The organism is Variovorax sp. P5_A3 (assembly GCF_056400665.1).
In genome coordinates, this window is record NZ_JBFUKW010000023.1 from 140920 (window position 1) to 166873 (window position 25954).

At 61.7% G+C, this 25954-nt stretch carries 25 protein-coding genes; 11 read left to right on the top strand and 14 right to left on the bottom strand.

The genetic code is table 11. The annotated features are described in order from the left end of the window. Positions 1-96 precede the first annotated feature (96 nt). Genes AC1D3B_RS27815 through AC1D3B_RS27835 form a run of 5 tightly spaced genes read right to left on the bottom strand, consistent with a single transcriptional unit; the run spans position 97 to position 3526 of the window. Positions 97-738, bottom strand: a complete 642-nt coding sequence (locus AC1D3B_RS27815) for a histidine phosphatase family protein (protein ID WP_478193899.1) — start codon at positions 736-738, stop codon at positions 97-99. Between the two features lie 31 nt (positions 739-769). Beyond that, complete coding sequence (locus tag AC1D3B_RS27820; protein WP_478193900.1) at positions 770-1426, bottom strand: DUF4136 domain-containing protein; 657 nt, start codon at positions 1424-1426, stop codon at positions 770-772. Positions 1427-1430: 4 nt separating this feature from the next. Next, the gene (gene ttcA / locus AC1D3B_RS27825) at positions 1431-2342 is read right to left on the bottom strand and encodes a tRNA 2-thiocytidine(32) synthetase TtcA (protein ID WP_478193901.1); all 912 of its coding nucleotides are present in this window, start codon (positions 2340-2342) and stop codon (positions 1431-1433) included. Beyond that, complete coding sequence (locus tag AC1D3B_RS27830) at positions 2343-2732, bottom strand: dihydroneopterin aldolase (protein ID WP_126837247.1); 390 nt, start codon at positions 2730-2732, stop codon at positions 2343-2345. Further along, a complete protein-coding gene (locus AC1D3B_RS27835; protein ID WP_478193902.1) occupies positions 2729-3526 on the bottom strand; it encodes an SDR family oxidoreductase in 798 nt (265 codons plus the stop codon). The genes AC1D3B_RS27830 and AC1D3B_RS27835 overlap by 4 nt, the downstream gene beginning before the upstream one ends. A 19-nt stretch (positions 3527-3545) precedes the next feature. Here AC1D3B_RS27835 and AC1D3B_RS27840 point away from each other — a divergent pair, with 19 nt between their 5' ends. The 5 genes from AC1D3B_RS27840 to AC1D3B_RS27860 all read left to right on the top strand — a co-directional run bounded on the left by AC1D3B_RS27840 (position 3546) and on the right by AC1D3B_RS27860 (position 7636). Then, complete coding sequence (locus tag AC1D3B_RS27840) at positions 3546-4643, top strand: class I SAM-dependent methyltransferase (protein ID WP_478193903.1); 1098 nt, start codon at positions 3546-3548, stop codon at positions 4641-4643. 118 nt (positions 4644-4761) lie between these two features. Beyond that, on the top strand, positions 4762-5661 hold the full coding sequence (locus AC1D3B_RS27845) for a TauD/TfdA dioxygenase family protein (protein ID WP_478193904.1): 900 nt from the start codon (positions 4762-4764) through the stop codon (positions 5659-5661). A gap of 57 nt (positions 5662-5718) precedes the next feature. After that, positions 5719-6501 (top strand): histidinol-phosphatase, encoded by a 783-nt coding sequence (hisN, locus tag AC1D3B_RS27850; RefSeq protein WP_478193905.1) that lies wholly within the window; start codon positions 5719-5721, stop codon positions 6499-6501. Between the two features lie 9 nt (positions 6502-6510). Continuing rightward, positions 6511-6705 carry a DUF2905 domain-containing protein gene (locus AC1D3B_RS27855; protein ID WP_028251900.1) on the top strand — a complete coding sequence of 65 codons (195 nt, stop codon included), beginning with the start codon at positions 6511-6513 and terminating at the stop codon, positions 6703-6705. 4 nt (positions 6706-6709) lie between these two features. After that, positions 6710-7636, top strand: coding sequence for an ROK family protein (locus AC1D3B_RS27860; RefSeq protein ID WP_478193906.1), 927 nt, complete (start codon positions 6710-6712; stop codon positions 7634-7636). 799 nt (positions 7637-8435) lie between these two features. Here AC1D3B_RS27860 and AC1D3B_RS27865 read toward each other — a convergent pair. The 4 genes from AC1D3B_RS27865 to AC1D3B_RS27880 all read right to left on the bottom strand — a co-directional run bounded on the left by AC1D3B_RS27865 (position 8436) and on the right by AC1D3B_RS27880 (position 16086). Then, positions 8436-9860, bottom strand: a complete 1425-nt coding sequence (locus AC1D3B_RS27865; protein ID WP_478193907.1) for a lysozyme inhibitor LprI family protein — start codon at positions 9858-9860, stop codon at positions 8436-8438. A gap of 578 nt (positions 9861-10438) precedes the next feature. Then, positions 10439-11623: a PDDEXK-like family protein gene (locus AC1D3B_RS27870; protein ID WP_478193908.1), complete on the bottom strand. Its 1185-nt coding sequence runs from the start codon at positions 11621-11623 to the stop codon at positions 10439-10441. A gap of 330 nt (positions 11624-11953) precedes the next feature. Continuing rightward, positions 11954-14167 carry a hypothetical protein gene (locus AC1D3B_RS27875; RefSeq protein WP_478193909.1) on the bottom strand — a complete coding sequence of 738 codons (2214 nt, stop codon included), beginning with the start codon at positions 14165-14167 and terminating at the stop codon, positions 11954-11956. Between the two features lie 470 nt (positions 14168-14637). Beyond that, positions 14638-16086, bottom strand: coding sequence for an IS1182 family transposase (locus AC1D3B_RS27880; protein ID WP_478193910.1), 1449 nt, complete (start codon positions 16084-16086; stop codon positions 14638-14640). A 137-nt stretch (positions 16087-16223) separates the two neighbouring features. Between AC1D3B_RS27880 and AC1D3B_RS27885 the strand changes: the two genes are divergently transcribed. Together AC1D3B_RS27885 and AC1D3B_RS27890 are read left to right on the top strand one after the other, a co-directional pair. After that, positions 16224-16535, top strand: coding sequence for a hypothetical protein (locus tag AC1D3B_RS27885; protein WP_478193911.1), 312 nt, complete (start codon positions 16224-16226; stop codon positions 16533-16535). A gap of 270 nt (positions 16536-16805) precedes the next feature. Continuing rightward, a complete protein-coding gene (locus AC1D3B_RS27890) occupies positions 16806-17153 on the top strand; it encodes a hypothetical protein (RefSeq protein ID WP_478193912.1) in 348 nt (115 codons plus the stop codon). Positions 17154-17764: 611 nt separating this feature from the next. On the opposite strand, the gene AC1D3B_RS27895 is transcribed toward AC1D3B_RS27890, so the two are convergent. From AC1D3B_RS27895 to xerC, 4 genes are all read right to left on the bottom strand, one after another. After that, entirely contained in the window at positions 17765-19180 is a 1416-nt protein-coding gene (locus tag AC1D3B_RS27895) for an IS1182 family transposase (protein WP_478193913.1), read from the bottom strand. A gap of 255 nt (positions 19181-19435) precedes the next feature. Next, positions 19436-19792, bottom strand: coding sequence for a hypothetical protein (locus tag AC1D3B_RS27900; protein ID WP_478193914.1), 357 nt, complete (start codon positions 19790-19792; stop codon positions 19436-19438). A gap of 7 nt (positions 19793-19799) precedes the next feature. After that, the gene (locus AC1D3B_RS27905) at positions 19800-21239 is read right to left on the bottom strand and encodes a hypothetical protein (protein WP_478193915.1); all 1440 of its coding nucleotides are present in this window, start codon (positions 21237-21239) and stop codon (positions 19800-19802) included. Positions 21240-21277: 38 nt separating this feature from the next. Then, positions 21278-22321 carry a site-specific tyrosine recombinase XerC gene (gene xerC / locus AC1D3B_RS27910; RefSeq protein ID WP_478193916.1) on the bottom strand — a complete coding sequence of 348 codons (1044 nt, stop codon included), beginning with the start codon at positions 22319-22321 and terminating at the stop codon, positions 21278-21280. Between the two features lie 445 nt (positions 22322-22766). Between xerC and AC1D3B_RS27915 the strand changes: the two genes are divergently transcribed. From AC1D3B_RS27915 to AC1D3B_RS27925, 3 genes are read left to right on the top strand one after another with little or no spacing between them, the layout of a single operon-like run. Beyond that, positions 22767-23198 (top strand): gamma-glutamylcyclotransferase family protein, encoded by a 432-nt coding sequence (locus tag AC1D3B_RS27915; protein ID WP_478193917.1) that lies wholly within the window; start codon positions 22767-22769, stop codon positions 23196-23198. A gap of 28 nt (positions 23199-23226) precedes the next feature. Continuing rightward, the gene (locus AC1D3B_RS27920; protein WP_478193918.1) at positions 23227-23793 is read left to right on the top strand and encodes a DUF4019 domain-containing protein; all 567 of its coding nucleotides are present in this window, start codon (positions 23227-23229) and stop codon (positions 23791-23793) included. Between the two features lie 48 nt (positions 23794-23841). Further along, complete coding sequence (locus AC1D3B_RS27925) at positions 23842-24804, top strand: hypothetical protein (protein WP_478193919.1); 963 nt, start codon at positions 23842-23844, stop codon at positions 24802-24804. A 137-nt stretch (positions 24805-24941) separates the two neighbouring features. Here AC1D3B_RS27925 and AC1D3B_RS27930 read toward each other — a convergent pair whose 3' ends face one another. After that, positions 24942-25475: a hypothetical protein gene (locus tag AC1D3B_RS27930; RefSeq protein WP_478193920.1), complete on the bottom strand. Its 534-nt coding sequence runs from the start codon at positions 25473-25475 to the stop codon at positions 24942-24944. 196 nt (positions 25476-25671) lie between these two features. Between AC1D3B_RS27930 and AC1D3B_RS27935 the strand changes: the two genes are divergently transcribed. Further along, positions 25672-25920 carry a DUF6429 family protein gene (locus tag AC1D3B_RS27935; protein WP_478193921.1) on the top strand — a complete coding sequence of 83 codons (249 nt, stop codon included), beginning with the start codon at positions 25672-25674 and terminating at the stop codon, positions 25918-25920. The last annotated feature ends 34 nt before the right edge of the window (positions 25921-25954 follow it).

Sequence of the window (25954 nt, forward strand, 5' to 3'; positions counted from 1 at the left end):
AAGAATCCTTCAACGCAGATACGATTCTGCACTCATTTATACAAAATGAATACAAATGGCTGACATCATTCGTCAGGTCGCGCCGTGAAAAAAGGCTCAGACGGTCGCTTCGTCCAGCGTTCCGTCGCCAAGAAGATGGGCGGTGTCGGCCCAACCCACCAGCGTGAATCCTTGCGGCGTCCACAGCAGCCTGTTGATCGCCGCGTTGCCCAGGTCCCAGGTACGCGGCGCCTGCAGTTCCTGGCGCGTGGCAGCACGGTAGAGTACGTCCATGACGCCACCATGGGCGACCATGACCACGAGTTCACCGGGGTGCCGCGCTGCCAGCCGGGCCGCCGTGCCCGTCACGCGTTCACGGAAAGTGAGCAGGGACTCCCCGCCTTCAGGCATGAATTCCGGGTCACGGGTGCGCCAGAGGCGCGCCTGCTCCGGCAACTCGGCGTCGATCTCGGCGAAAGTGCGGCCTTCGAAGAGCCCGAAGGCCCGTTCGCGCAGTCCCGTGTCGGCGGTGACCTCGATGCCGTGCGCCTGCGAGATCGCCTGGGCGGTCTGCCATGCCCGGGCGAGGTCGCTGGCATAGATGGCCGTGATGGGCTCCTCCTCGAGCGCCTGCGCGACGCGCCGGGCCTGCCACAAGCCCGTCTCGTTGAGCGCGATGTCGAGTTGGCCCTGGAGGCGGCTGTCGGCGTTCCAGGCGGTCTCTCCGTGACGGACGGCGATGAGTCGGGTGGGCTCCATCCGCAAGGATTCTAGGGTGAACCCCTAATCCTCAATTCCTGGCCGTCGGGATCTCGATGTTGACGCGCCGTTCGCCCTCCGGCGGGTTGGGAAAGCCCTGGAGGGCAGCCTGGAACATCACGGGCAGGACCGCGTCGCTCGCGGTGTAGGGTCCGTCATTGCGCGCATGGGTTTCGTAGACGACGCGGTTGGACGGCAGCTCGCGCAGCACGACGCTGACTTCTCGTGCGTACCAGGGCGACGGGGGCGGGAAAGCGGGACCCCACCATCCGCCTGCGCCATACCAGCCGCGGCCGTACCAGCCGGGACCATAGCCCCATCCGCCGAACCGGGGGCCAGGGCCCCATCCCGGGCCCCACCCGGGGCCCCACGGCCCACCATAGAACCACGGATCGGCCCAGGGCGACAGCTCCGTGGTCACGCGGGCGCCGATCAGCGCGCTGAATTGGGCTTCGGTGTCGTCCCGGCGCAGGCCCGCGCCTTCGAGCGCCGGCACGGCCATCGCTTCCAGTCGCTGCTGGGCCGCCTCGTCGTATTGCTGTGAAGGCAGGCGCTCGAAGCGGAACGTCGATCCGGTCGGCACCGTCTCGATCTTCGAGAAGGTCCGTACATCGCTGTCCACCACCCAGCGGGTCGCGCAGCCGGTGAGGCTGGCGACAAGCAGCAGGGCCGCGAGCAGGCGATTCATGGTGTCAGAGTTGCACGATCCGGAGCGGCGAAGCTGCCGTCGGGAATTCGGGCGCGTCGAAGGCCTTGTCCCCGTCGGCGTCCGCGACGCCCGTCGCCTTCAGACCCTTGAAGTCAAACGACGTTCCGTCGAGCAGGTGCGAGGGCACGACGTTCTGCAGCGCGTTGAACATGTTCTCGATGCGGCCCGGGAACTTGCGGTCCCACTCGCGCAGCATCTCGCCGACCTGCTTGCGTTGCAGGTTCTCCTGGCTGCCGCACAGCGTGCACGGGATGATGGGGAACGCGCGGTGCTGCGCCCAGCGGATCAGGTCCTTCTCGGCCACGTAGGCGAGCGGGCGGATGACGATGTGCTTGCCGTCGTCGCTCACCAGCTTGGGGGGCATCGACTTGAGCTTGGCCGCGAAGAACATGTTCAGGAAGAAGGTCTGCAGCATGTCGTCGCGGTGATGGCCCAGCGCGACCTTGGTGGCGCCGAGTTCGTCCGCCACGCGGTACAGGATGCCGCGTCGCAAGCGGCTGCACAGGCCGCAGGTGGTCTTGCCCTCGGGAATGACGCGCTTGACGATCGAATACGTGTCCTGTTCCTCGATGTGGAAAGGCACCCCCAGGGCGCTCAGGTAGCCCGGCAGCACGTCCTCGGGAAAGCCAGGCTGCTTCTGGTCGAGATTGACCGCCACGATGTCGAAGTGGATCGGCGCGCGGGCCCGGAGCTTGAGCAGGATGTCGAGCAGCGCATAACTGTCCTTGCCGCCCGAGACGCACACCATGACCTTGTCGCCTTCCTCGATCATGTTGTAGTCGACGATCGCGCGGCCTACTTCGCGGCACAGCCGCTTCTCGAGCTTGTGCGTCTCGCGTTCGATCTTCAGGTTGTCGGTGGACGAGGGCGTCTCGTCGATCCATACGGCACTCATTTACTTGCTCCGAAATACTTCGACGCCTACGGCATCACAGTCGGGGTAGACGTCGGGTTTGGCGGTCGACACGCGCGCGGCCTGCACTTTGGGATGCGCCAGCACCTGCGTGAGGATGTCGTCGCACAGCGTTTCCTGCAAGTGGATGTGGCCCTTGCTCAGGCGCGTGGCGACGGTGCGGCGGATGAAGTCGTAGTCCACCACCTCGTCGAGCTCGTCCGACTTCGGTGTCGAGACGTCGAGCGGCACGTAGAGATCGACGTTGATGATCACGCGCTGCTCGGCGCGCTTCTCGAATTCATGCACGCCGATGTTGATCCACACCTCGTAATCGCGCAGGAATACGCGCCGGCATGAGAGCAGCAGGGGGTCGAGGGCGGCAGTGGTCATGGGGAGGAAGCTTTCAGCAGGTCGTCGACGACGAACATGATGTCGCGCGGCAGCGGCACCAGGTGCTGGCCGTTGTCGACGCAGAGGGTGGTGCCGGTCACGCTGGGCGTGCCGGCGAGGAAGACGCAGGTCCTGGCGACATCGGCCGGGTCGGTCGGCCGGCGCATCAGGTTCGCGCGCGAGGCCTTCTCGAAATTGTCCGCGGTCTGCGGCCCGCTCCTGAAGAGGATGCCCGGCGCCACGCCGCAGACGCGCACTGTCGGCGCCAGGGACTGGGCCTGCAGTGCGACGGCGCGCTCCAGGGCCAGCTTGGACACGGTGTAGGAGAAATAGTCGGGGTTGAGGTTGTAGACCTTCTGGTCGAGCACGTGGATGGTCGACCGATCGATGCCGTCGCCCGCAGTGGCTGATCTGGCGAGCAGCCGCGCAAAGGAAAGCGGCGCTATCAGGTTCACGCCGATCTGGCGCATCGCCGCGTCGGCTTCGAAGTCGAGCCCCGTGTCGGGCTCGAAGGCGGACGCATTGTTGACGATGCACGCCAGCGGACCTTCTGCCGAAATTTGCTCGACCAGCGCGCGCCGCTGGTCCTCGGAACCGATGTCCGCTTCGACTGCCGTGGCGTCATGGCCTTCGTCGCGCAGCCGCGCGCACAATGCCTGCGCCTGTACCCGCGAGTCGCGGTACTGGCACCACACCCGCCAGCCCGCGCGCGCGAAGGCCTCGCAGACAGCGGCACCGAGCCGCTGGCCGCCGCCGGTCACGAGCACGCCGTGGCGTGGGGTTGATTCAGCCATCCTGATAGATTTCCTGCAAATGAACCTGGAGCAAGGCGCCGAGCGCGCCACCCCTTTGACCCGGATTATCGATGCCGCGTTGCAGCGCGCCGGTGGCTGGCTGCCATTCGACCGCTTCATGGCATTGGCTCTCTACGCACCGGGACTGGGCTACTACGCCAACACGAGCCGCAAGTTCGGGCAGATGCCGTCCTCCGGCAGCGACTTCGTGACCGCGCCCGAACTCACGCCGATTTTCGGCCGCACGCTGGCCATTCAGGTAGCGGAAGCGCTGGAAAAGACCGGGACGAGCGAGATCTGGGAGTTCGGTGCCGGCTCCGGCGCGCTGGCCCTCCAACTGCTCGATGCGCTCGACGATCGCGTGACACGCTACCTTATCGTCGATCTCTCCGGCACGCTGCGCGAGCGCCAGCAGCAGACCCTGGGTAAGCACGCCGGCAAGGTCGAATGGCTCGCCGAACTTCCCGAAACCATGCACGGCGTGGTGGTCGGTAACGAGGTACTCGATGCGATGCCGGTGCAACTGCTGGTGCGCAGCCAGGGCCGATGGTTCGAGCGCGGCGTGGTCCGGCAAGACGATGGCTTTGCATGGGAGGACCGCACCACCGACCTGCGTCCACCCTTGGAAGTGCAGGGCGCTCACGACTACCTGACCGAGATCCACCCTCAGGCCGAGGCCTTCATCGCCACCCTGGCCGACCGCCTGAAACAGGGCGCGGCCTTCTTCATCGACTACGGCTTTCCCGAGGCCGAGTACTACCACCCGCAGCGCCACATGGGCACGGTCATGTGCCATCGCGGCCACCAGGCCGACCCCGATCCGCTGGCGGATGTGGGCGCGAAGGACATCACCGCGCACGTGAACTTCACTGGCTTGGCCCTCGCCGGCCAGAACGCCGGCCTCGAAGTGCTGGGCTACTGCAGCCAGGCGAGGTTCCTGCTCAACGCCGGCATCCTGCCTCTGATGGAGCAGGCCACGCTGGCCGAGCGCACGCTGGCGGCGCGGCTGATTCACGAACACGAGATGGGGGAACTGTTCAAGGTGATCGGCTTCGCAGCCGGCCCGCACTGGGACGCGATCGGATTCGCCGAAGGCGACCGCACGCACACGCTGTGAGGCGTGCATAAGCTATGAACAATCATTTCCTTTGAGTTCGACCGGGCGAGTCCTAAAGTGACTGCTTCGCCGCGCGGGCGAGGACCCGCCCCGATGCGCGGCGCCACGATGGATTGACATGACAGCTACTCTCTCTCCCGAAGCCAGCACGCGCAACGCGCCGCCGCAGAATTTCGAAGTTCGCCCATTCGATGCGCCAGTCGGCGCCGAGATCGTCGGACTCGATATCTCCAGGCCAATCAACGACGCCGATTTCACGCGCATCCACCGCGCACATCTCGACCATCACGTGATCGTGTTCCGCGACCAGCAAGTCTCGCCCGCGGATCACATCGCTTTCAGCCGCCGCTTCGGTCCGCTGGAGATCCACGTGCTCCACCAGTTCCACCTCAAGGGGCATCCAGAGATCCTGATCGTCTCCAACATCAAGGAAAACGGCGAGCCCATCGGGCTGGGTGACGCGGGCGTGTACTGGCATTCCGACATCTCGTACAAGCCGAAGCCCAGTCTCGGCTCGCTGCTGCATGCGCAGGAACTGCCCAGCGAAGGCGGCGACACGCTCTTCGCAGACCAGCATCTCGCGTGGGAGGCGCTCAGCCCCGATTTGCAGAAGCGCATCCTGCCGCTCAAGGCCGAACACAGTTACCTCGCCAAGTACGAAGAGTTGCGCGCGAAGAACCCGTGGCGCCCCAAGCTCTCGCAGGCGCAAATCGACCAGGTGGCGCCCGCCGTCCAGCCCGTGGTCCGTACGCACCCGGAGACCGGTCGCAAGGCGCTCTTCGTCAGCGAGCATTTCACGACGCGCATCGTCGGCCTGCCGCAGGATGAGAGCGACGCGCTGCTGGCCGAGTTGTTCGCGCACAGCGTGAAGCCCGAGTTCGTGTACCGCCACCACTGGGCGGCGCATGACCTGGTGTTCTGGGACAACCGCTCGCTGATGCACCTGGCGGCCGGCACGCCCGACGAACTGCGCCGCAGGCTCTATCGCACCACTGTCGAAGGGGACGTGCCTTTCTGACTTTCCGCCGGGAAGGTCGATGGGCGGCTGGGATCGGCTGGGGTCTAATCGGCCCTCATGAGCCCGAACTTTTCTCCTGAAGAAGACCTGCGCGTCGCCCACGCATTGGCTGGCGCCGCTGCGGCGCATTCGCTGCGCCTCTTCCGCACCCCGCTCGACATCATCGCCAAGGCCGACGAAAGCCCGGTCACTCAGGCCGACCGCGCCGCGGAGACGGCGATGCGCGACATCCTCGGTGCCGAACGTCCGTCCGACGGCATCTTCGGCGAGGAGCATGGCCAGGTGCGTGTCGACGCCGAGCGCGTCTGGGTGCTCGACCCCATCGACGGCACCCGAAGCTTCATCACCGGCTCGCCGCTGTGGGGCACGCTGATCGCCCTGGTGCGCGGCGGCCGTGTCGAACTGGGCATGGTCGACATGCCAGTGCTCGGCGAGCGCTGGATCGGCCAGGCGGGCATCGGCGCGCAGCGCAACGGACACCCCGTTCGCGTGCGGGATTGCAAGGCGATTGCCGAGGCCCGCATCGTCACGACCTCGCCCGACATCTTCAACGCGGCCGACTGGCAGGCCTTCGACCGCCTGAGCCGCCAGTGCGCGATGCGCCGGTTCGGCGGCGACTGCTACGGCTACGCGCAACTGGCCGGCGGCACCATCGACCTGGTCGTCGAGACCGGCCTGCAGCCCTACGACTACCTCGGCCCGACCGGCCTCATCGAGGCGGCGGGCGGTGTCGTTACCGATTGGGAGGGCCGTCCGCTCGGCCTGCAGTCGGATGGGCGCGTGGTCGCCGCCGCAACGCCCGAACTTCACCGACAGGCGCTGGCCCTGCTTGCGGCCTAAACTGCACCCATGATTCGCTGGCTGATCGTCGTTGTCCTGGCGCTGGTGCTGATGAGCGGGCTCACCGCCTGGCTGCGCCGCTTCGGCTTCGGGCGGCTGCCCGGCGATTTCGAGTTCCGCGCCTTCGGGCGCGAGTGGCAGCTGCCGATCGCGAGCACCGTCGTGCTCAGCATGATCGCGGCATTGATTGCACGATGGATCTGAATCGATGAAAGCTTGCGTCGACCTCGGCGGAACCAAGGTGGCCGTGAGCCTGTCCGCGACGGGTGTCCCGCCGCTGATCGGCCGCCGCAGCGAACCCACCGCCAAGACCGGCAACAACGATGCGGTGGCCGTGCAGATCATCCGGCTGATCGAAGAGGCCTGTGCGGAGCAGGGCTTCGACGTCGTCGACATCGACCGCGTCGGCGTTTCGTCGGCGGGCCCCTTCGAATTGCGCGACGGCATGGTCGAGCTGGCGACGCCGAACATCTGCGGCGGCATTGCCGGCCCCGCGCGCGGGCTGCCCAACCAGTGGATGACCGCGCTGCTCGAGGCTCCGCTTCGCCGCCGCTTCGGGCATGTGCGCGTCGAGAACGATGCCGTCGCCGCGCTCGAGGCCGAGCGGCGCTGGGGCGCCCTGCAGGGCGTGAGCCATTGCGCCTACGTCACCTGGAGCACCGGCATCGGCGTCGGCCTGTGCGTGGACGGTTCGGTCCTCCACGGCAAGAACGGCAACGCCGGCCACGCGGGACACAGCTTCGTCGCCGACGACGACAGCAATGCGCTGTGCGGCTGCGGCAACTTTGGCGATGTCGAGGGCCTGAGCGCAGGCAACGCGATCGCGCGGCGCTTCGGGCAATCCGCGCGCGACCTGTTCGCGGCGGCCGTGAGCGGCGATGCACAAGCCATTGCCACGGCGGACGGCTTGTGCCGCGTCATGGGGCGCATGCTCTACAACCTGATCGCGACGCTGGACTTGGAACGCATCAGCCTGGGTGGCAGCGTGTTCTGGAACAACCGCGATTTCCTGTTGCCGCGCCTGCAGGCGCAGATCGACGGCAAGCTTGTCGCATTGACGCGCGGCGCCGTGCTGATACCCGCCGGCCTGGGCGACACGGTGGGCGACTACGGGGCGCTGGCGTTGGTCGCTTGAGGTTGGGGGTCAGCGGGCTCCCGGCTTTCCGATGGACCTGCGGGCGATGCGCAAGCGGCGTTGAACTTCCGAGTCGATGAGCGCGTGCAGGGCGTTCAGTTCGGTGCGTGTGAAATGGCGGTGGGTGGTGGGCACGTGTTCCACATGGATGAGTAGGCAGCGGACGCAGGCAGCGGCGTGATATGCCTCTTGCAGTGCGGCGAAGGCGCGTGTTGGTTGCATGGTTGGCTTCAGGCCTCGCGCTCAGGCGCTTGCAGCGTGGCCTTTGGCCTCGTCCCATCGAAAGTCCTGCGCCTGTCGATCCTTGAATTGCTGGATGCACGCGCGAGCGCACGGGCTGACTTGGCCATTTCTTGGGCCTCCCTAGTGAATGCGGTTTGCCTAAACCGACGCACCCGCTTCCAAACGAAGGCGGCGGCTCGAACGGGTTGGAAGACCGGGCATTCACTACGGCAAAAACCGGCAGGGCTCGCGCCCTCCCGCTCGAACCGCCAAAAAAGAGGCACGAGCGACGAAGCCGCAGGCCGATTGGCAACTGCGGCTTCCGCCGTAATTAATGCTGCGGGCTTCCAAACCCGATTACGCCGTTGCCGACGTGACTTGGACAGTATGCCAGCACCTGACTTGTCGATCGCGCGTCCGCAAGCTACTGCAGGTGAAGACTGATTGCTGAAGTTCCCCCGCGAGGCGCGAAGGTCGCAGATGGGCCCACAAGAGACATCCACTCCGCTCTGAAGCGGTCGTTCGCCGCTATTCCCAAGACTCAGGCGAAAGGCATGACGAAGACGCCGCCTGAACCTCAGAGCCCCACATCGAAGAACTGATCGACACTCGTGCTTGTCCGTTCCTCGAATTCGCAGGCTTGCCGGTTTCCCCCACGCTGGACCCTTGTGGCCTCGATGGTGATACCTTGCGTACGCCGGATGTAATAGCGGCCGTTCACCTTGTAGATATTCTCGATGGTGTTGCCGAGCTCTTGAAGCCTGGTATTCAACGGCCCCTTCACGCTCTGGCCATGGTCCTGGGAAAGCACTCGCAGCCATTGGGGCTCTGAGCCGCAGCCCGAGGCCGAGGCGTATTTGAAGAGGCCCAGTTCCTTCGGCTTGCCCGAGCCGTCAATGTCCACGCGGAGCAACGTCAATGAATCGGCATACTCGCCGTACCGCGCCTCGAATTCATCCCTGCGGCTGGGCAATGAATTGAAAGGCAATTGCTGCGTGATGTCGCTCCCCTTGATCGGATTGATCGTTTGTCGCGCGATGGCGTTGCACACAGCCGGCTCCGCTGCCTTTCTCACCTCCAAGCGGTCGATCTTTGGAGAGAGCAGGCAAAGGCGCCGAACTCTTCCGTCGGGCTTGATCCACGAGACCATGTACAGCTTGTTTGGATCGCTGAGGCTGGTGGTGACCATGAAGTTTCGGTTGCGGTGAAAGATAGGATAGTCGCCTCCGTCCCAATAGCTCCAGCGGATCTGCTCGTTCGGATCGGGCACCTCGTCGATTCCTTCATCCTTGCCATTCGAGTCCAAGAGCCGTTGGACCCCAAACACCTCCAAGGAGGGGCACGAGCCTCCCGTCGCAAATTGTGCGAAACGCGTGGAGGCCGGGTCCGATGTGAGCCGCAGCCTATAGCTGGTGGCGGCCCCGTACTGATGCGGAGCGTCCCCGGTCCGCAAGCGGTCCCACTCTTCATCGGAAACGTCCCCCGCTGGCATCGCCGGAACAGCGAGATCGCCGAGGGCCTTGCCATCGGCCAACGCAGCAAGCTCGCGACAGACTCTCTGCGCCTCCTCGTTGGTCAGAGGCGCTTCATTCACCCTCTGCAGGGCGAGGCTCTTTTCGATCGAGGCCGCCCGCCGTGCATCAGTCACGCGCACTCGTGCCTCGATCGCCTCGATGCGAGCCTGGTAAACCTGCAGTAGGCAGTAGGGCGTCTTGCAGACGTCGCGCGTCTTTCTCCGCCACTGACGATGATCGGCGGCTAGCGCCGCAGCATCTTTCCGAGACAGACGCAGGCGCGACTCCGCCAAATCCAGCGACAGGTCCAGGCCGGAAAGCGAGGGATCCGCACAAATCACTGCGTTGGCCGCCTTGCCGGATGTCGGCGGACATTGAGGCATCGCGTTGGCTGCCGCGGCTGAAACTAGCCAGGCACCGGCAAAAACAAGGGAAGCGAGGCACCGGATTCGATGTATCGCTATGGTCATTTTTTTATCGTCGCGCATGCGTGCTTTTCAAATGGGATGCGGAATTTTGGCCAACCCGTGGGAAGTTAGTGTGAAGTCGGAGGATGGAATAAAGAAACTCCGGCAGGATAGAAATGCGCACTTTCGATGCCCGTCCTGTAGCTGGCGCACGGCGTCATCGACCTGAATTGTGCGAATCGCACTTGGCAATTCAACGTCCGCTTCCCCGCGGTTTCCGACCCAATGTTGAGCGGGCCGCTTCTGTTGGCCGAGTCGCTATCCAGAAGACCGCCGCCAGGAGCGACCCGTAGAAGGCCATGCCAACCAAGGTGAGCCCGGCGACCGTGACAACTCGCCTTCCATCCAGAACGAAAGTTAGCGCTCCTGCGGCATGGATGCGAGCCTCATTGCCGTTCAGTGCTTCGCCGCGCCATCTTCCAAAGGAAAGCAACCGCACAAGCCTGACCCCAATCAGGACACAAGTTGCTTCAGCGATGGCTGGAACTACCGCAAGGAATCGCAAGGATGGCTTTCATCAGGCTCTGTGGAACGTGTGGTCTTTGGCAATTATTCATGCGTCCGCAGCCGAAAGCGGCTCGGATGGCTTCTGACGCACGTCATGAGGTCAATGAAAGGCACGGAGTGACCGCATCAACAATGGCCGGCACGCCACCGGCAACCACAAACGCCTTCCACAAAACCTCCATGGCGTCGACTACTGAATCGACGTCGGCCTCTTCAAGCTTCTCGTCCTTGCGCCAGATGCGCGTGTAGGTTGGGCTGATAGCCGCATTGACGTCAGAGCGAAAAGCGCTTCTCACCCGTTTCACGACGTCCGCGCGCAATCCTGTTTCCGCATACTTAGGCAGCAGGGGGCCGATCTCGAGGTACATCCGCAGCCGCTTCTCCTGTTGCCATTCGTACCAGAGGTGAACCGGGGATGCGCCTCCCCAACCGGGCGCGGCGAGCGCGAAGCCTGGGAGCTCCTCCAGGTCCTTGACAAGAAGATCGACCCGGTTCGAACTTCCTCTTGAGGCCGTCGGCATCAGTTCGGGGTGGTTCAGAAGAAACCGGCGCGCACCTTCTTGTATCGGTGAGGTGCGGCCGTGGGTGATTACTGCTTCGATGGCCGCGCGGTGTCTGATGTAGAGAGCCTTGCAGGCGGCAACTAGGTTGGGATCCACGATGACCTCATTCCTCAGGAGTTGGCAGTAGTGCTTGAGCGCCATTCGCACGTCAGGCATGGCCGTGAATGTCGGGTCGGCCTGCAGCGTTTGCAGTTGCGCATAGACATGTTCGTAGCTGATGCAGATCCAGCTGTCGTCCGCGCCTTCGTATCCGTTGACGGTGAGAAAAACGCCCAGAAAGTGCTGCTCGGGATAGAGCTGCTTGACCTTCTCCCGGTACTTTTTAAGCTGGCCGTCGCTTTGTTTGGCTCCGATCTTGTTCTCGACGACAACGAGCAGCTCTTGGGCGGGCAGCCAAATGGTGATGTCGAAATGGTCTCGCTCGGCGTAGACCTCTGCTTGCGAGATGTCTGCCAGCAGCAGCTCGAGGCGCGAGATCGGCGCATCGCGAGCGAACTTCATCACGTCATCGAGAAATGCCCGCAAGAAGGCGTCTCCGAGCCCGTGCGGGCCGGATGGACGCAGCATGTGCGCAAGGAAGCGCGTGTGCTTGATCTCGCTCCTGCCCATGTCCACGGCATCGAAAAAGTTGAAGCTCGCGTCCAAACCGTGCTCGCGTTCAAGCGTCTTCACGTCGTCGAGGAGAGCGATCAGCTCGTCTTGTTGGTGTGTCAAGCCGGAAATCCTGAGTTCGGATGGAGAACAAAACCAAGAGCGGAGTATCGCTGGGGAGGCTGTCGACCAGGTGTCCGCAAAACCGTGGGCGATGCCCACAATTAAACGGCAAGGCTGCGAACCAATCCTTCGCGCGCCACGGGCGTCCGCTATCTCACGAATTCTGCGGCGAAGCCGACCGGCCGCTTCTGGCCGACTTCAGCCTGTCGTTTGAACCCGACCCGCAGTGGGACTGGGCGTCAAAGCATGCTCCCTACAGTGAAGTGGCGTCCTTCGACGTCTCAGAAGGAAACCACAATGCGTCCTCCTAGAAGTTGGCCCAGGCGAGCGCTAATACAAGTACGCCGCTCCCGCCCCGGTCACGCTGTTGTCCTCCCTGTCACCATCGATACCCGTCGCGCTGCTGCTTTCCGCAAACGAGCCCACGGCAAGCGTAGCTCCGTCATCGGACATGCTTACAGCCCACCCGAACCTGTCCAAGGGGTCCGGATTCGGTGCTTTGATGAAAGCAGTCTTTGTCCATCCGCCTGCGTCCCGTCGGTATTCCTGGACGCCCCCCGAAACATACCCACTCGCGCCCGGCGCAGGGGTGCTGATACCGCTTCCCGTGGAGTAGTCGCCGGGAGAGCCGATTGCCAGTACGGAGCCGTCTCTCGACAGCGCCACAGAGTAGCCAAAGCCTCCTTCGTAAGAAGGCGAATCAGGCTTCACGAAGGCCTCTCGGGTCCACGATGAATCGCCCTGCTTCGCAAAGACGTAAGCGGCTCCGTCGCCGGTCAAGACATTCGTTTGCGCGGGAGCTCCAACCGCGAGGGTCTTTCCGTCCTTCGATAGAGACAACGCAAAGCCAAAGTCAGCGTAATCCAACTCAAGAGCGAGTCGTACTGGGGGCGCCATGGAGAGCGCGCGTGGCTGGTTGAATACATACACCGCCCCTGGGGACGTGCGCACTGTCGAAGCGCTGCCTGAGGGATATTCAGTCCTTGCGCCTACGGCCAACGTACTTCCGTCGCCCGACAGGGCCACAGTCCATCCGAATGACGACCCGGCTTGGTGAGTTGGCGCCGCGGCTTGATTCAGCGCCCACCAATGGCCGGCTTGCTTGAAATAGACCGTGACAGCGCCACCGCGAGAGGGGGTTGATGCCAAGCCATCCCCAGGGGCGCCAGCAGCAATCAATGAGCCATCGTCTGAAATGGCGACGGAGTGCCCGAAGTATTTAGCTGATTCCGTGCCCCAGTTCTTGAGATAGGCCTCCTGGAGCCAACCAGAGGCGCCGTTTCGAAAGACGTAGACGGCCCCAGCACCGGGGGTGAAGTTGTCATTGCCGGGCACATCCCATCCGCCCTGACTTGCCCCGGCTTCGCCTTCAGCTCCAATCGCCAATACTGAGCCGTCCTTTGAGAATGCAAGTGACGTGCCGAACTTGTCGGCAGCCTCGCTGTTCGACCCCTGTAGCGCCGCATGGAAACGCCATGAGAAATCATCTCGAGCGAAAACATAGACGATTCCGGTCTCGCTCATGAATCCCGGCGAGCCAACGGCCAACCAACGGCCGTCGCCGGAAACAGCGACGGCTTGTCCCGCATGCCCATTGATAAAAGGACTCAGCCCCTTGAAGTAGCCGATGGCCTTGCCCATATCCGGCGTCACAGGCGCTGACCTCGTGCAACCGGCCGCGTTGCAAGCATTGACAACGAAATTAGGATTGGCGAGCGACGCGAGGTCGATGTTGACGAGCTGGTAGCTCGTGTTCAAGAGGTCATCTGCCCGCAGGGCAAACGCGGAGTTTCCAAGTGGGGCATCATCAAGGATTTGGTAGTACGTCGCACCCGGACTTGTAGCCCAAGTGAAAGTCAGCGACTTGACGCCATAGTTGACTGCAATTCCCTGTGGAGCACTGGGAGGGGTAGACGCCGCGTTCTCGGTGCAGGTGACCACAATGCTATTCACGTCCGCAGCAACACTGCCTGCGGCATTGCTCACAGAGCAGGTCTGGCCCGCGGGTTGGGTCCGCACGGCGACCGAGTACGCCGACCCGGCAGGCACCTGCGAGGCAAAGCGAAATGAGCCATTCGCCGTGATGGTGAGTGTCTCGCCGTTGTTGCGCAGCACGAGCGCGCCGCGCAGCAGTCCTGCGACATTGCCGCCCACGCTGTATGAAAGAGTCGAGCACACGACACGAACGCTTCTGACATCGTTGCCCGAACTCCCCGACCCATTGTTTACCGCGCAGGTCTGAGATGTCGGTTGCGAGACCACGGAGACCGAGTACGGATTGCCGTTCGGAACACGGGTGGCGAACTGGAAGGCGCCATCGCCGGTCAGCGCAAGCTTCTCGCCGCCGGCATTCTGAAGTACGAGCGTGCCGACGAGGCCTGCAACTGACCCGCTGACCGAGTAAGTTGCCGCGACGGGGTTGGTCGATGGATTTGTCGAGGGGTTCGACGAAGAATCCGATGACGAACTTGTCGTAGAGACTTCAGATGAAGACGAAGTACCTGCAGTCGTTGCAGGGCTGGTGGCTGGAATCGCGGTCGGCACGACTGCGCCTCCTCCACCTCCACCCCCGCCGCCCCCGCACGCAGCCAGCATCAAAGCCACTGCACTGCTCGTAAGAGCACGCCCGATTGGCGCACGGCTTTTCCCGCCCGCGCGGGCCGACAGTTCTCTTCTATCCATCTCCGACCCTCAAATGAACAGTTAGTTACATTCGCAATGTAACACTGAAGTGGTCAGTAGTGGGGCAGTTTGATGGCAAGCTTGTCTAGCCTCCGCGGCGAATCGAGCGGCGCGAGTGACCGGCTGGTTTTGGCTGCGGATTCAGTAGCACTTGGGAATGACCGCTACTGGCCGAGTCCGTGTGGAAACGGCTTTGACTTGCGAGTATGCCGAACGCGCGGCGTTGTGGTCGTCATCGGCGCGAACGATTCATCCAGTAGTCTCGTCGCACAAACGCGTAAGTGATCTGGTGGAGAGTGGCTGCGCGAGCTGCGAAGGGCCGTTAATGAGGCTCACGCCCCCACCAGCCTGACTGCCTTCATCGTTCCGGCAATATCGAGGATCGCGATCACCCGCTTCAGGTTGTAAGCCAGCACGTGCAGGCTCATCTCGGTGTTCACGTGCTCAAGTTTTCTCGTCAGGAAGTGCGTCCAGCCCATCCAGTGTTTGAGCGTGCCGAACACGTGTTCCACGGTGCACCTTCTCAGCGTCATCGCGACAGGCTTGCGGTCCAGGCGCTGCTGAACGCGTTCGAGTACATCCTCGTGCTCCCATCGACGGATGCGGCGATAGTCGCCGGTCGTGCACTGCTTTTTCATCGGGCATGAGGGGCAGGCACTGGTCCAGTAGAGGCGCGCTTGGAGCCCACTTCGCTCGAGCGTGCTGAACCTGTAGATCGCCCGTTCACCTGCGGGGCACCGGTACTCGTCATCCTTGGCGATATAGATGAAGTCGCTCTTGTCGAAGCGGCCCTCGGCCTTGGCGCCTGAGGTCATGGGCTTGGGAACGTAGGCCGTGATGCCTGCTTCCTCACAGGCCTTGAGCTCCGTGCCATTGAAGTAGCCACGGTCGGCGAGCGCTTGCAGCTTGGTTTTGCCCATCGCCTCGCGCGCAGCCTGTGCCATCTTGCTGAGTTGCGCACGGTCACTGCCGACATTCGTCACCTCGTGTGCAACGACCAGGTGGTGCTTGGCGTCAACCGCCGCCTGCAAGTTGTAGCCCACCAGGCCCGAGCCCTTGGCCTGCGAGTTCATCGAGCGCGCATCGGGATCGGTGAGTGAGCGTTGCCCGTCGGGTTCCTTCTTCAACTCTTCCCTGGTGTCGTCGAGCTGCTTCATCTGCTCGCGCAGCTTCTTGATCTTGTCCTGCAGCCGCTCGGTCTTGGCCTCGACCTCCGGGGGCTGCGTGCGGTCGGCCGTCTCCAGGGCGTCGAGGTAGCGCTGGATGCTCTGCTCGATCTGCCGCTGACGCGCATCAATCTTGCCGGCGGTGAAGTTGCGATCACGGCTGTTGACCGCTTTGAACTTGCTGCCGTCGATGGCCACGATGGCGTGAGAGAACAGTTTGAGATCGCGGCATAGACCGATGAAGCGACGGCAGACGTTGCGGATGCCCGCTGCGTTGTCATGACGGAAGTCTGCGATGGTCTTGAAGTCAGGCGCGAGCCGGCCAGTGAGCCACATCAGCTCGACGTTGCGCTGCGCTTCGCGCTCCAGGCGGCGGCTCGACTGAATCCGGTTCAGGTAGCCGTAGATGTAGAGCTTCAGCAGGACTGACGGGTGATAGGAAGGCCGACCGGTTGCTGCGGGTTCAACGCCCTCGAAGCCCAGTGAACAAAGATCCAGTTCCTCGACGAAGGCGTCGACGACTCGTACGGGGTTGTCCTCACCGATGTAGTCGTCAAGACATTCGGGCAGCAGCGTCACCTGCTGTCGATCTTCGCCTTCGATGAATCTCTTCATGGGCCACCACCTCGCTAAGACGGGTTGGCTCAATATAGGCGACCATCAAGGGAGTTTCCACACACCCTCGGCCAGGAGCGGACGGTCGACATCGCCGCTCAATCACGCCAGCTCCCCGCCCATTCACCGAAAAGAACATGCCTAGCTCTGACGATTCGTGGCCCTTCGAGGATGCACCAAACGTTGCCTGCTTCACCGTGAACTCAATCATGAACGGCGCTAAGCCGATTCTGATGGTGTCGCACGACGCCGACGACGGGTCGTGGCAGATGCTTACCGGCGACGCGTTCGACATGTCAGAAGCGATGCTCGTAGGGCTAAAAGAGTTGGTCGAGCGCGACGCAAGCCTGCTAGCGCTTTCCGACCTGCCATTAGGTTGGTCGGCTTGGCGCGAGCGGCCTGGTGTGCCGTGGGTTCGTCGCGCAGACGCGGAGCAAACGGCCGAGTAAGACGGGGGAGCAGGACGCGGCCATGACCAGCCGTTCGTCAATGGCGCTCAATTTGCCCCGGAGCCGACCTTCGCGGCGCGCACACAACGATTTCTGCAAATCTGGGAACTGCTGACTCTGAAGCGCGTGCACACCTACTGACGGCACATAACAATCGGGCGCCGACCTCTCACGTCCACACGTCACATGCCCCAAGATTCCGCAGCACCAGCCAACCTGCGAACCCGGCCACAAAGCCTCAAGTGGCTTGCGCGCTATGCCGTCTGGGGCATGCCCCTTGCGTATCTCGTCCTGGTCGGCCTGGCCGTGCTCGGCCTCAATGTGCCGACGGTGGTTTTCAAGGTGTTCGTCGGCGGGGGAGCGTTGTTTGGCTTGCAATCGCTGCTCAAGAAGGAGCCGGACAACGAATACGCGTCGGGCGCGCGCAAGACCGCCCGAATTCAGATGGCTGTGATGCTCCTGGCCGAACTCATTACGCTTCCGTTCTTGTTTGTTTTGCCACGCGAGCATTGGGCGTCGGCAGCAGGTATCGCGGTGTTCGCAGCGTTCGGGGTACACATCCTCGTGGGCATCCTGGGGTCGAATCGGCTTCAGGCGATTGCCGAGCGCTTCGCGTAACGGCCAGAACCGGAACTTCGTCGCCGGCTCACAACGAAGCCATTGTGAGCGTGTGCGCACCAACCCCTTCGCGGCCAACAATCAACCAAAGCAGCCGTTCACCGGGACGGCCCAGCCAGTCTGTGCATGCAACACTACGCGCGCACCTACAACTTGACGGAGAGGGAAACCAATGCGATTTACGTTTGCGATGGCAGCCTGCGTTGCTTTGGCAGCATGCAGTACGCCAACGGGCGTCGTCCCCATCGGGGACGGCATCTATATGGCATCGGACATGGATGGGATGTCTTGGTCGGGCGGCTCGGTCAAGGTTGGGCTCTACAAGCAGGCTGGAGAGTTTTGCGCCAAGCAAGGCAAGGAAGTTGTTCCGTTATCGGACAAGTCGAACGATGCTAGTACCTTTGGCAATTACGCCTCAGCCGAGGTCAAGTTTCGTTGCCGATAGCGCCTTGCGCATCCGGCTGTTTGCCGGGCCTGATGAACGGCCCTAACCGGCCAATTCTGTTGAAAAACTCGTCTCGAACGCCGGGCCGCCCATGAGACGCGCACTAGCTTTTAGGTTCCGAGTTCGTCACCAGGATCGATTCTGTCGCGAAGTTCCTTCGGTGCTTTCACGCCGTCTTGAGCTCCATTGTTTGTACGCTTGGCATCAATCGCTTTGCCATGCGTCTCAGGTTCTGAGCGGTTGCCGCTAACAAGAATTCGTCATGTGCTCCGCTCAATCCTCGTAGACGCAGCCGATCGAGTTTGAGAATGCGCTTGAGGTGCGCAAAGAGCATCTCGACTTTCTTTCGATCGCGCCGCGACTGCTTGTACTGCGGCGTGTCGGCGAGCTTGCGGGCGACATCCCGTGATCGCTCATGCACGCTGCGCGTGATCTTTCGGTTCGGCACGTTGGGACAGCACTGTTGCTTCATCGGGCATGCGGCGCAGTCATGCTGACTGGCGCTGTAGAGGATCGTTCCGGCCTTGGTGATACGCATGCGCGGCTTGATGAACTGGCGGCGATCGCTCAGGAGCGCGTGGCCTTGCGGGCAGCGGTATTCGTTGGCTTGCTCATCCCAGCGGAACTCACTGCTCGACAGCGTGCCGTCTTTGCGCTCGCTCCTGTCCCACACGGGTACGTGCGGCGCGATGCCCTTGTCCTCGACCATCCACCCGAGCATCGGGCCTGTTCCATAGGCCGTGTCGCCAACCAGGCGCTGGGGCTTCATGCCGAAACGCTTCTCAACGCGATCGATCATCGTCTTGGTCGATTCCACTTCGGATGTGCGGTGCGCGGGCGTGGCCTCCACATCCACGATGATTCCTGCCTGCAAGTCGATCAGGTAGTTGGTTGAGTACGCGTAGAAGGCGGGGCCGCCTGGAGCGGCCGTCCATTGCGCTGCAGGGTCGGTCAGCGAGATGTTCTTCCCGGAGGTTGAGGGTCCCGGCGGATCATCGGAATCGTCGCCCGTCGGATTGCTCTCTTCCAAGGCGGCAAGGTATTCGCGTACAGCGCGGCTTGGACCATCGCCCTGGCTCCACTCACTGGTGTCGGCTCCCACGCCACCCCGACTGCGTTTGGCGTCCGCCTTGATGATGCTAGCGTCCACCGCAAACCCTTCGCCGCGTACAAGACCTTCGCTCATGCAGCGCAGCAGCACGATCTCGAAGACCTGCCGCAATGCGTCGCTATCGCGGAAGCGCCCGTGCCGATTCTTGGAGAAGGTCGAATGGTCGGGCACAGCGTCCTCCAGGCCAAGGCGACAGAACCATCGATAGGCCAGGTTCAAATGGATCTCTTCGCAAAGCCGACGCTCGGAGCGAATTCCAAAGCAGTAGCCCACGATCAGCATGCGCATCATCAATTCGGGATCGATCGATGGCCGCCCAGTGTGACTATAGAAAGGCGCGAGATGGTGGCGCAAATCGCTGAGATCAAAGACCCGATCGATGCCCCTCAGCAGGTGACTTTGCGGAACATGATCATCAAGGTTGAATGAGTAGAAGAGCTTGTCTTGCACGCCACCTTGATGACCCATCATGTCGATGCACTCCTCAGCTAGATGCAACCAACATAGTCGAGACGGGTTAAATTTCCAGTGGGTTTTTCAACAGAATTGGCCACAACCAGTCATTCGACGGATCACCTCAAATCCGCCCGAAAGCGGTCACTGGGACCGCCAACTCTGCCCGCCTTGAAGTAGGGGTACTGGCCACTGCTGCGGTCCGGCGAATGCGTCCCCGATGACATTGCCAAATGCATCACGCAGGTTGCCGCTTGGCGGCCGGGCTAACCACTACCTGTAGCTTTCCCAATCAGTGGGCTCGTCGCTCGGATCTTCTTCTTCCTTTTGAGCCCACTCTTTCAGTTTTTCGCCCTCAAGCCACAAGGGTACTCCCGGCGTACCAAGTGCTTCATCAATTCGCGTCAAAAACAGTGACTCGTTGGCAGATATTTGTCTGCATATGCGATAACAGTCATTCTTCAACTTGATATCTACTATCCGATGAAAATCGGGATAGTCAACTGCGCCTGGCGGAACTTTGGAAATCAATTCCGGGTGCGATCTAATTAGCTCCAGAATTCCAAGAGAATCCCCGGAGCCGATGAATTTGTTCAGCTCCATTTTTAGCAAAACTTGAGCGTCATTCATTGCTAGTTTAGTCAGTTAGAGTAATAGATCCAGGCGGAGAGTCGCCGAAAGGACGGAATTTTATTGTCAAACCTTGCTTTCCTGGTTTGAGTCCTTCGAACAGGTCGGGATACTGTTGTACTAGGGTTTGTCTCAATGCGGGTGCTGGTCGCAATCTGGAGCCAAACTGTTCTAGCAACGTATCACTTTGCACGAAGAGATCCAAGTCAAATGCCCCCGGATTGATCGGTTGACCAAACGTGGCCTTGTTCGGATTTCCGACGCGACCTGTAGCGGCACTTCCCGTTAACCCGACTTTGGCTGAGGGATCAATGGCTCGAAGATCAGCCAGTTCACCGGCGGCTGCATTTTGTCTCAAAGCATCGTGCACCCGGCCCACGAATTCATCGACGCTACCGCGCCGAAACCCAGTCGCGCCAACCGCCACCGCTCCCGAGTTGACGACCTGCGCGCCTATCTTGCTCCAGTCGCGATCGGGGGCGTAGAGCGATTCAACAAGTCCGATTCCAGGCGCACCACGCACTGCACCCACGATGCCGCCCCCCACCGTACCCGCTACACCGTTTCGCTGGAAACTCTGAATCAGCCCGCTGGTGGGTTGATATGGAACGGTCTCGCCAGTTAGCGCGCTCCGCTGCGGGAACAGTGCATTGCCGGCATAGCCCGCCGCATCACGTACTAGGTTGCCAACGCCTACAGCGGCCCGCGGCAAGACTGTCGCTGCGTCGTACGCAGCGCCGGCTGCACCTTTTGCAAATCGGCCAGCTGGATTGAAGGTGAAGAAGCCCTCAACTTGACCGATCGGAGTGATCGTTCCGGTAGCCGCCGCCGAAGGAGATTTGCCCAGGCCATTTGCCGCATCAAATGCTGCTGCTTCGGCTGCCGTCATGCGCTCGCCCACCATGGTTCCACCGATGTCCTCCGGATACCAGCGGTCACCGCTCAGTGGGAGACTCTCCGTCGCGTCGCCAGTGGCCCCTGTCATGCCACTGGCCTTGTACGCCGCCGCCATGTCCGACATGTTGTTGAGTGCGCGCTCGGTCTCCATCTGAGCCGCCAGCGCCTTCAGATCCTCCGTGGTTTTCGCGATCGTGTTTATGCGGTCCGTCAGGGCTCCACGAGATGCGGCGTCGCCTGAGCCAGGCACAAGATCGACATGGAGTTGGCTCTTCGCTGCGACGTTTTCGCCACTGAAGGTGTCGACGTACTGCTGACCCCTCGGAGCAGGAGTGTTCCAATAATCTGCCTCGCTTAGGCCACCGCCTGGATTGGCGGCGAAGTAGTCGAGCGCCGCATTGCTGCCTGTGCCCGGCCCATCGGCGAAGTACCCGACGATGCGTGACCTTTCATCGGCGCTCACCGGCCCAGGCATGGCACCACCGCTAACGCTGCCCCTTGCCAGCGCATCCCCGATGACATTGCCAAACGCATCGCCCAGGTTTAGCAACCCTCCCCTGGAAGCAAGTCAAGCGCTGCTGCTTTTACTCAGTTGTCGTTGTCATGATCGTCTGGCCTTCGCTCTTTTGCCAGGCCGGGATGTGACTGTGCGTGTACTCGCTGTAGTTTCCGGATGGACACGTGCGCATAGATCTGCGTGCTGCTGATGTCCGCGTGCCCGAGAAGTGCCTGGATGAATCGAATGTCTGCGCCGCCCTCGAGCATCAGGGTTGCTACTGTGTGCCGCCACAGATGGCAGCCACCCTTCTTTTCGATTGCGGCGGCCTTGACGCGCGCTGTCACTAACGTCGACAGCCATACCGGTGAGAGTCGACGTCCCTCATTGCCCAAGAACAGGGTGCGATCCCGAAGATCCCAACATAGCTGGTCGCGCGCCTTGTCCAGGTACAACTGCAGCCACTTCAAGGCCCGACCGCCCAGTGGGCACAAGCGGTCTTTTTGCCCCTTGCCCTGGCGGATAAGCACCAACTGCCGCTCCGCGTCCACGTCGTCGATGTCTAGGCCGACAATCTCCATGCGGCGCATTCCAGTCGCGTAAAGCACTTCAAGCATTGCCCTATCCCGAATTCCGATTGGGCTGCCAAGGTCAATACAGGCCATGACGCGCTCCACTTCTTCCGCGGAGAGGACTGCACGGGGAAGTCGCTTGATTTGACGCGGAAGATCCAAGTCGGCCGCTGGATTGATCGAGATTTCCCCTTCACGGGCAAGCCACTTGAAGAAGCCACGCAATGGGATGATCTTCGAGCGCTGGCTTGCCTGAGCAAGCGACGCGCCATTCTTCTTGCGATAGTGGAAGATCCAACGCTGATAGTCCTCAAGGACCGCGCGGGTGACATGCTGTGGATGTGTGACGCCTCGAGTGTCGGCCCAGGCGATGAACTCACGGATGTACCGCTCCGCGCCAAAGCGCCCAAGGGCGGTGTAGCCCTTGATGCCCAGGTGCTCGATGTAGTGGACCATGACTGAGGCGAGGCCATGCGGGTCGTCTTGAACGGACGAGGAGCGGATACTTGCAAAACGGCGCCGGGGATCCGCCTTGCGTTGGTAGGGATGGGCACCGGTGCGCATTGCCAGTCCCATGCTCAGGTGGCAACCACTATCTCGATGACGAAGAAGACTTGCGCCCTGGGCCTTCGTCTACTGCGTTGGCGCGCTGCAACCGCGAAACCTCGCCTGTGATCCAGATGGTTGTTGCTGAACACTACTTTCATTTGTTCCCCAGATGTGATCGCAGTCCAGCTCAAACATCGGCCAGCCTGCGTCAAATAGATCGGAGGAACTGGGAGAACGTTAAGGGATGACCACAGCGTCACTGGGTGATTGTCAATCGCATGGAACCTACTACTCCGGCTCGCAACTGCCGTCCGGCTGATGCGTTGGCGAGCGACCGCTCTCAGCCGGCTCGGAAGACTGCTTAGGGCACGGAGCGCCGGGTGGCCAACAGGCTACAGTCGGCCAAATCCGGACTTTCCGGTAGGCTTCGCGGTTGTAACCGGCAGATGCGTAAAGCTCCATGTCGCAACTTGTCTTCGTTTTCGGAACGCTGAAGGAAGGGTTCCCCAATTTCGCGACCAACAAGGGCGCGCGAGTCGCGGGAGACTTCGTGACAGTCGAACGCTATCCGCTGTACCTTGTCGGCGAGCGGTTCTCACCTTGGCTTATCGATGCCGCGGGGGAAGGTGAGCGAGTCGTCGGCCAGGTGTTTGAGGTCGACGAGGCGACGTTGGTCGCCATGGACGAGCTGGAGCGCGTTACGAAGGCAGACGGATACCGTCGCGTGATGCTCGAGGTAGAGCCGCTGCAGGATGGCCGGAGGGCCCCCTGCAGCGTGTATGCGTACATCAAACCTCGAGAACAATTCACCGCTGCAGCGGCCCAGCTCGGGCCCTTGCAGGAATACACGCGCGAGCACGCGGCGCTGTACCGCAGTCGCGAGACGACATAGGTCGCCGGACGGCCAAAAGCGGGCCTTCGTGGCAGCCTCACAACGAGGCTATGGTCAGCGTGTGCGCACTGACCGAAGCGCCGGCAACAATCGACCATTCTTCACCCTCACCTCAGCTCTGCGCATGACGTTGCTTCGACTTCTCGGCATTCCTTGGCTGGCGTGCTTGTTCCTCATCTCTTTGCCGGCGATGGCTCAGGGGCCGGCGGCTCCGGAATTTTCTAAGGCTGAGCTTTCCACCACTCCAGCAGCTGTTAAGAGCTTTCTCACGCTTATCGACAGCGGGAAGTATTCGGAAGCTTGGCCTATGGTCAGTAAGCACGTCCAGGCTCTATCAGGCCCAACCGTTTGGGCCGTCGGCATGCGCGGACTTCGGACCGCTGCTGGTCCGTTGAAATCCAGAAACGCCGTTGCTGCCGGACCTGTTCCAGCGGACACCAAGATGCCGGCGGGCGGACGCTACTTCGCCGTGTTTTACGAAGCATCGTTTGCCAACATCGAGACCGAGGAAAAGGTCATTCTTTCATTGGAAGGCGGCGACTGGAAGGTTGTCGGCTACTTCCTCTCCAAATGCTTCGGAACACGCTGCGGGTAATGCCGAGAGCGCTGCTTCCGGCCACCAGCGGACCTTCAAAATTCACGCATGAATCGCCTCATTTCCCCAGGTTACCTTGTCAGCATAACGGTCCTGCTATTCGCGGCAATTCTCTGGTCATGCCGCGAAGCGTCCGTGCCACCTCGGATTGAAAGAACTGCAAGTGGTGTCGAAGGCTTCGACTTGGTATTCGATGACTCTGACGCGCCGGCGGAGTTCGGATTGTTTGCACCCGGGTATGCCATCAAGGCGAACTACGGCTACTTCACCTACCGGGGAAAGCTATACAGCTCCGTTGGAGGTGGCAGTGTCTTGATACGTCCGACCCAGAGCTCGCCGGCCGTATTCGTGGTGCGTGAGACGGCGCAGTCAAGGGATGAGCGTGGGTATGTCAAGACATCGATGCTTCAGATTTTGGACAAAGGAAACGGGCGAGAGCTTGCACGCCGTGGATTGGTTGCTCACGCCGTTGAAAATGGCACGGGCTGGACCGGAGACCATGCACTAAAGTTTGTCCGAGAGGTTCTGAGTTCGCCAAACGCGCCCGGCCGACCGTGGGGAATTTCCGACTATCGGTCGGCGGAGGCCCAAGTCGAGCTTTCGAGGGCGCTCGAGTCGTCGCCTTATCCGGCGCAAGTGACGCCAAAGCATTGCCCAGAGGCTCTTAAGATTCAGCGCCGGCCTCACAGCAGCACGATAGGTGGAGAAGGCTTTGAGTTTTTGCCGAGTCATCCGTTGAGCTTGGTTGCCTGCGATTCAGGGCGTGTCCTTGTCACCTCGGGGGTCTACGCATCCGACCTGTACTTTGATGTTTTGACTTTGAAAGGCGAGCACATTGCCCAGGGATACGCGCGCTTGCCCCTTCCGATGGGGGCTCAATGGGCCGAGTTATCGGAAGTCAGCCTCGATGGGCAAAGCATCAGAGCCAAGCTACTCGTGAACGAGCAATTGGACTTCAAGTCGCCCTTATCCGCGTACGCTGTTGTGCATGTACATGCGACCCAAGAGTGACGCAACCGATTGCTGGAAGGGTTCAGGTTGCGCTCCATCTATTTTCCCTGGAGCGGGCCGTACGGCCGCTTCGGGGCCCGGCGCGGCGCGCAAGCGGCGGGCTACAGTCGGCCAGAAGCCGACTTTGAATGTCTTCGTCAATCGTAGGTGCCGTACTCGACCAGCAAGTCGCTCATGGCGTCGTCGACTCCGTAGCCGATGTTCCGACTGAGGTCATGCACGAGGTCGAGACGTTCCATGAGCCGCGGTCGCTGCGCATCCGGCAGTCTCGCAATGGCCTGCAGCGCCTGCTCGAACATGCGCACCAGTGCGACGAAGAAGCCCTCGTCCTGAAGACCAACCTCGACGCTGAAGCCTACCGCGCGCTCGCAGTAGAAGACCATCAGTTCTGCCAAGCCCTCTGCATGGCCAATGGCCTTCCTGTAGTCAGAAATGGACTTCTTGGCCTTGGCCACGGACGCATGCTGGTTTCGGAACATGTCGGGACAGAGCCAACGGTTGATGCTTGCTTTGTATGGCTCCAGGACATCTCCACCCAGCCCAAAACGAGCGTGAAGAAAGACCTGGTTGTCTCGATTGGCGGCGTACAGGTCATGCACGAGGCCGACCAGACCGTCGTGGTCGAAATGGCTCAGCTTGGTCTTGACGTCGTTCCAGGATGCCGCTTTCATCTTGCTTGCCTTCATCTCTGTACGCTGCTGAAGCTCAGCCGGCAGCTCTCCGACGGGCATACCGTGTGGCTGGTGTAAGGCCGAATGCCCGAAGTACCATCGTAGAGCCGAACCGCCGCCGTGCGGCGGCTGTAGCAAGTCATCGGTGGGCCATCGCAGGACGGTCCGTCGTTCTGCTGACGAGAGGAGCGACGCCATGAAATACGACATGGTCAAAGTCGAAGAGACGCTTCTAGCGCTGCTCGGCGTCTTCGCGTTCGAGGACGGACGCGTGTGGAAGCGCTATGACTTCGCAACCATGGATGGGCTGCATGAAAAAGGGCTCATCACGGAACCCCACGGCAAGCAAGAGTCCGTCTACCTGACTGACGAGGGTCTGCGCCGCGCCAAAAAACTTGCAGCGAAGCATTTCGGGACCAACGGGCTGGCGCCGGAGCGCCGATAGCTACTGCAGAATGCGGCCAACACCGGACCTTCGA

Coding starts and splice junctions, on each gene's coding strand:
- AC1D3B_RS27815 (WP_478193899.1), bottom strand. CDS start 738: ATGGAGCCCACCCGACTCATCGCCGTCCGTCACGGAGAGACCGCCTGG.
- AC1D3B_RS27820 (WP_478193900.1), bottom strand. CDS start 1,426: ATGAATCGCCTGCTCGCGGCCCTGCTGCTTGTCGCCAGCCTCACCGGC.
- ttcA (WP_478193901.1), bottom strand. CDS start 2,342: ATGAGTGCCGTATGGATCGACGAGACGCCCTCGTCCACCGACAACCTG.
- AC1D3B_RS27830 (WP_126837247.1), bottom strand. CDS start 2,732: ATGACCACTGCCGCCCTCGACCCCCTGCTGCTCTCATGCCGGCGCGTA.
- AC1D3B_RS27835 (WP_478193902.1), bottom strand. CDS start 3,526: ATGGCTGAATCAACCCCACGCCACGGCGTGCTCGTGACCGGCGGCGGC.
- AC1D3B_RS27840 (WP_478193903.1), top strand. CDS start 3,546: ATGAACCTGGAGCAAGGCGCCGAGCGCGCCACCCCTTTGACCCGGATT.
- AC1D3B_RS27845 (WP_478193904.1), top strand. CDS start 4,762: ATGACAGCTACTCTCTCTCCCGAAGCCAGCACGCGCAACGCGCCGCCG.
- hisN (WP_478193905.1), top strand. CDS start 5,719: ATGAGCCCGAACTTTTCTCCTGAAGAAGACCTGCGCGTCGCCCACGCA.
- AC1D3B_RS27855 (WP_028251900.1), top strand. CDS start 6,511: ATGATTCGCTGGCTGATCGTCGTTGTCCTGGCGCTGGTGCTGATGAGC.
- AC1D3B_RS27860 (WP_478193906.1), top strand. CDS start 6,710: ATGAAAGCTTGCGTCGACCTCGGCGGAACCAAGGTGGCCGTGAGCCTG.
- AC1D3B_RS27865 (WP_478193907.1), bottom strand. CDS start 9,860: ATGCGCGACGATAAAAAAATGACCATAGCGATACATCGAATCCGGTGC.
- AC1D3B_RS27880 (WP_478193910.1), bottom strand. CDS start 16,086: ATGAAGAGATTCATCGAAGGCGAAGATCGACAGCAGGTGACGCTGCTG.
- AC1D3B_RS27885 (WP_478193911.1), top strand. CDS start 16,224: ATGCCTAGCTCTGACGATTCGTGGCCCTTCGAGGATGCACCAAACGTT.
- AC1D3B_RS27890 (WP_478193912.1), top strand. CDS start 16,806: ATGCCCCTTGCGTATCTCGTCCTGGTCGGCCTGGCCGTGCTCGGCCTC.
- AC1D3B_RS27895 (WP_478193913.1), bottom strand. CDS start 19,180: ATGATGGGTCATCAAGGTGGCGTGCAAGACAAGCTCTTCTACTCATTC.
- AC1D3B_RS27900 (WP_478193914.1), bottom strand. CDS start 19,792: ATGAATGACGCTCAAGTTTTGCTAAAAATGGAGCTGAACAAATTCATC.
- xerC (WP_478193916.1), bottom strand. CDS start 22,321: ATGCGCACCGGTGCCCATCCCTACCAACGCAAGGCGGATCCCCGGCGC.
- AC1D3B_RS27915 (WP_478193917.1), top strand. CDS start 22,767: ATGTCGCAACTTGTCTTCGTTTTCGGAACGCTGAAGGAAGGGTTCCCC.
- AC1D3B_RS27925 (WP_478193919.1), top strand. CDS start 23,842: ATGAATCGCCTCATTTCCCCAGGTTACCTTGTCAGCATAACGGTCCTG.
- AC1D3B_RS27930 (WP_478193920.1), bottom strand. CDS start 25,475: ATGAAAGCGGCATCCTGGAACGACGTCAAGACCAAGCTGAGCCATTTC.
- AC1D3B_RS27935 (WP_478193921.1), top strand. CDS start 25,672: ATGAAATACGACATGGTCAAAGTCGAAGAGACGCTTCTAGCGCTGCTC.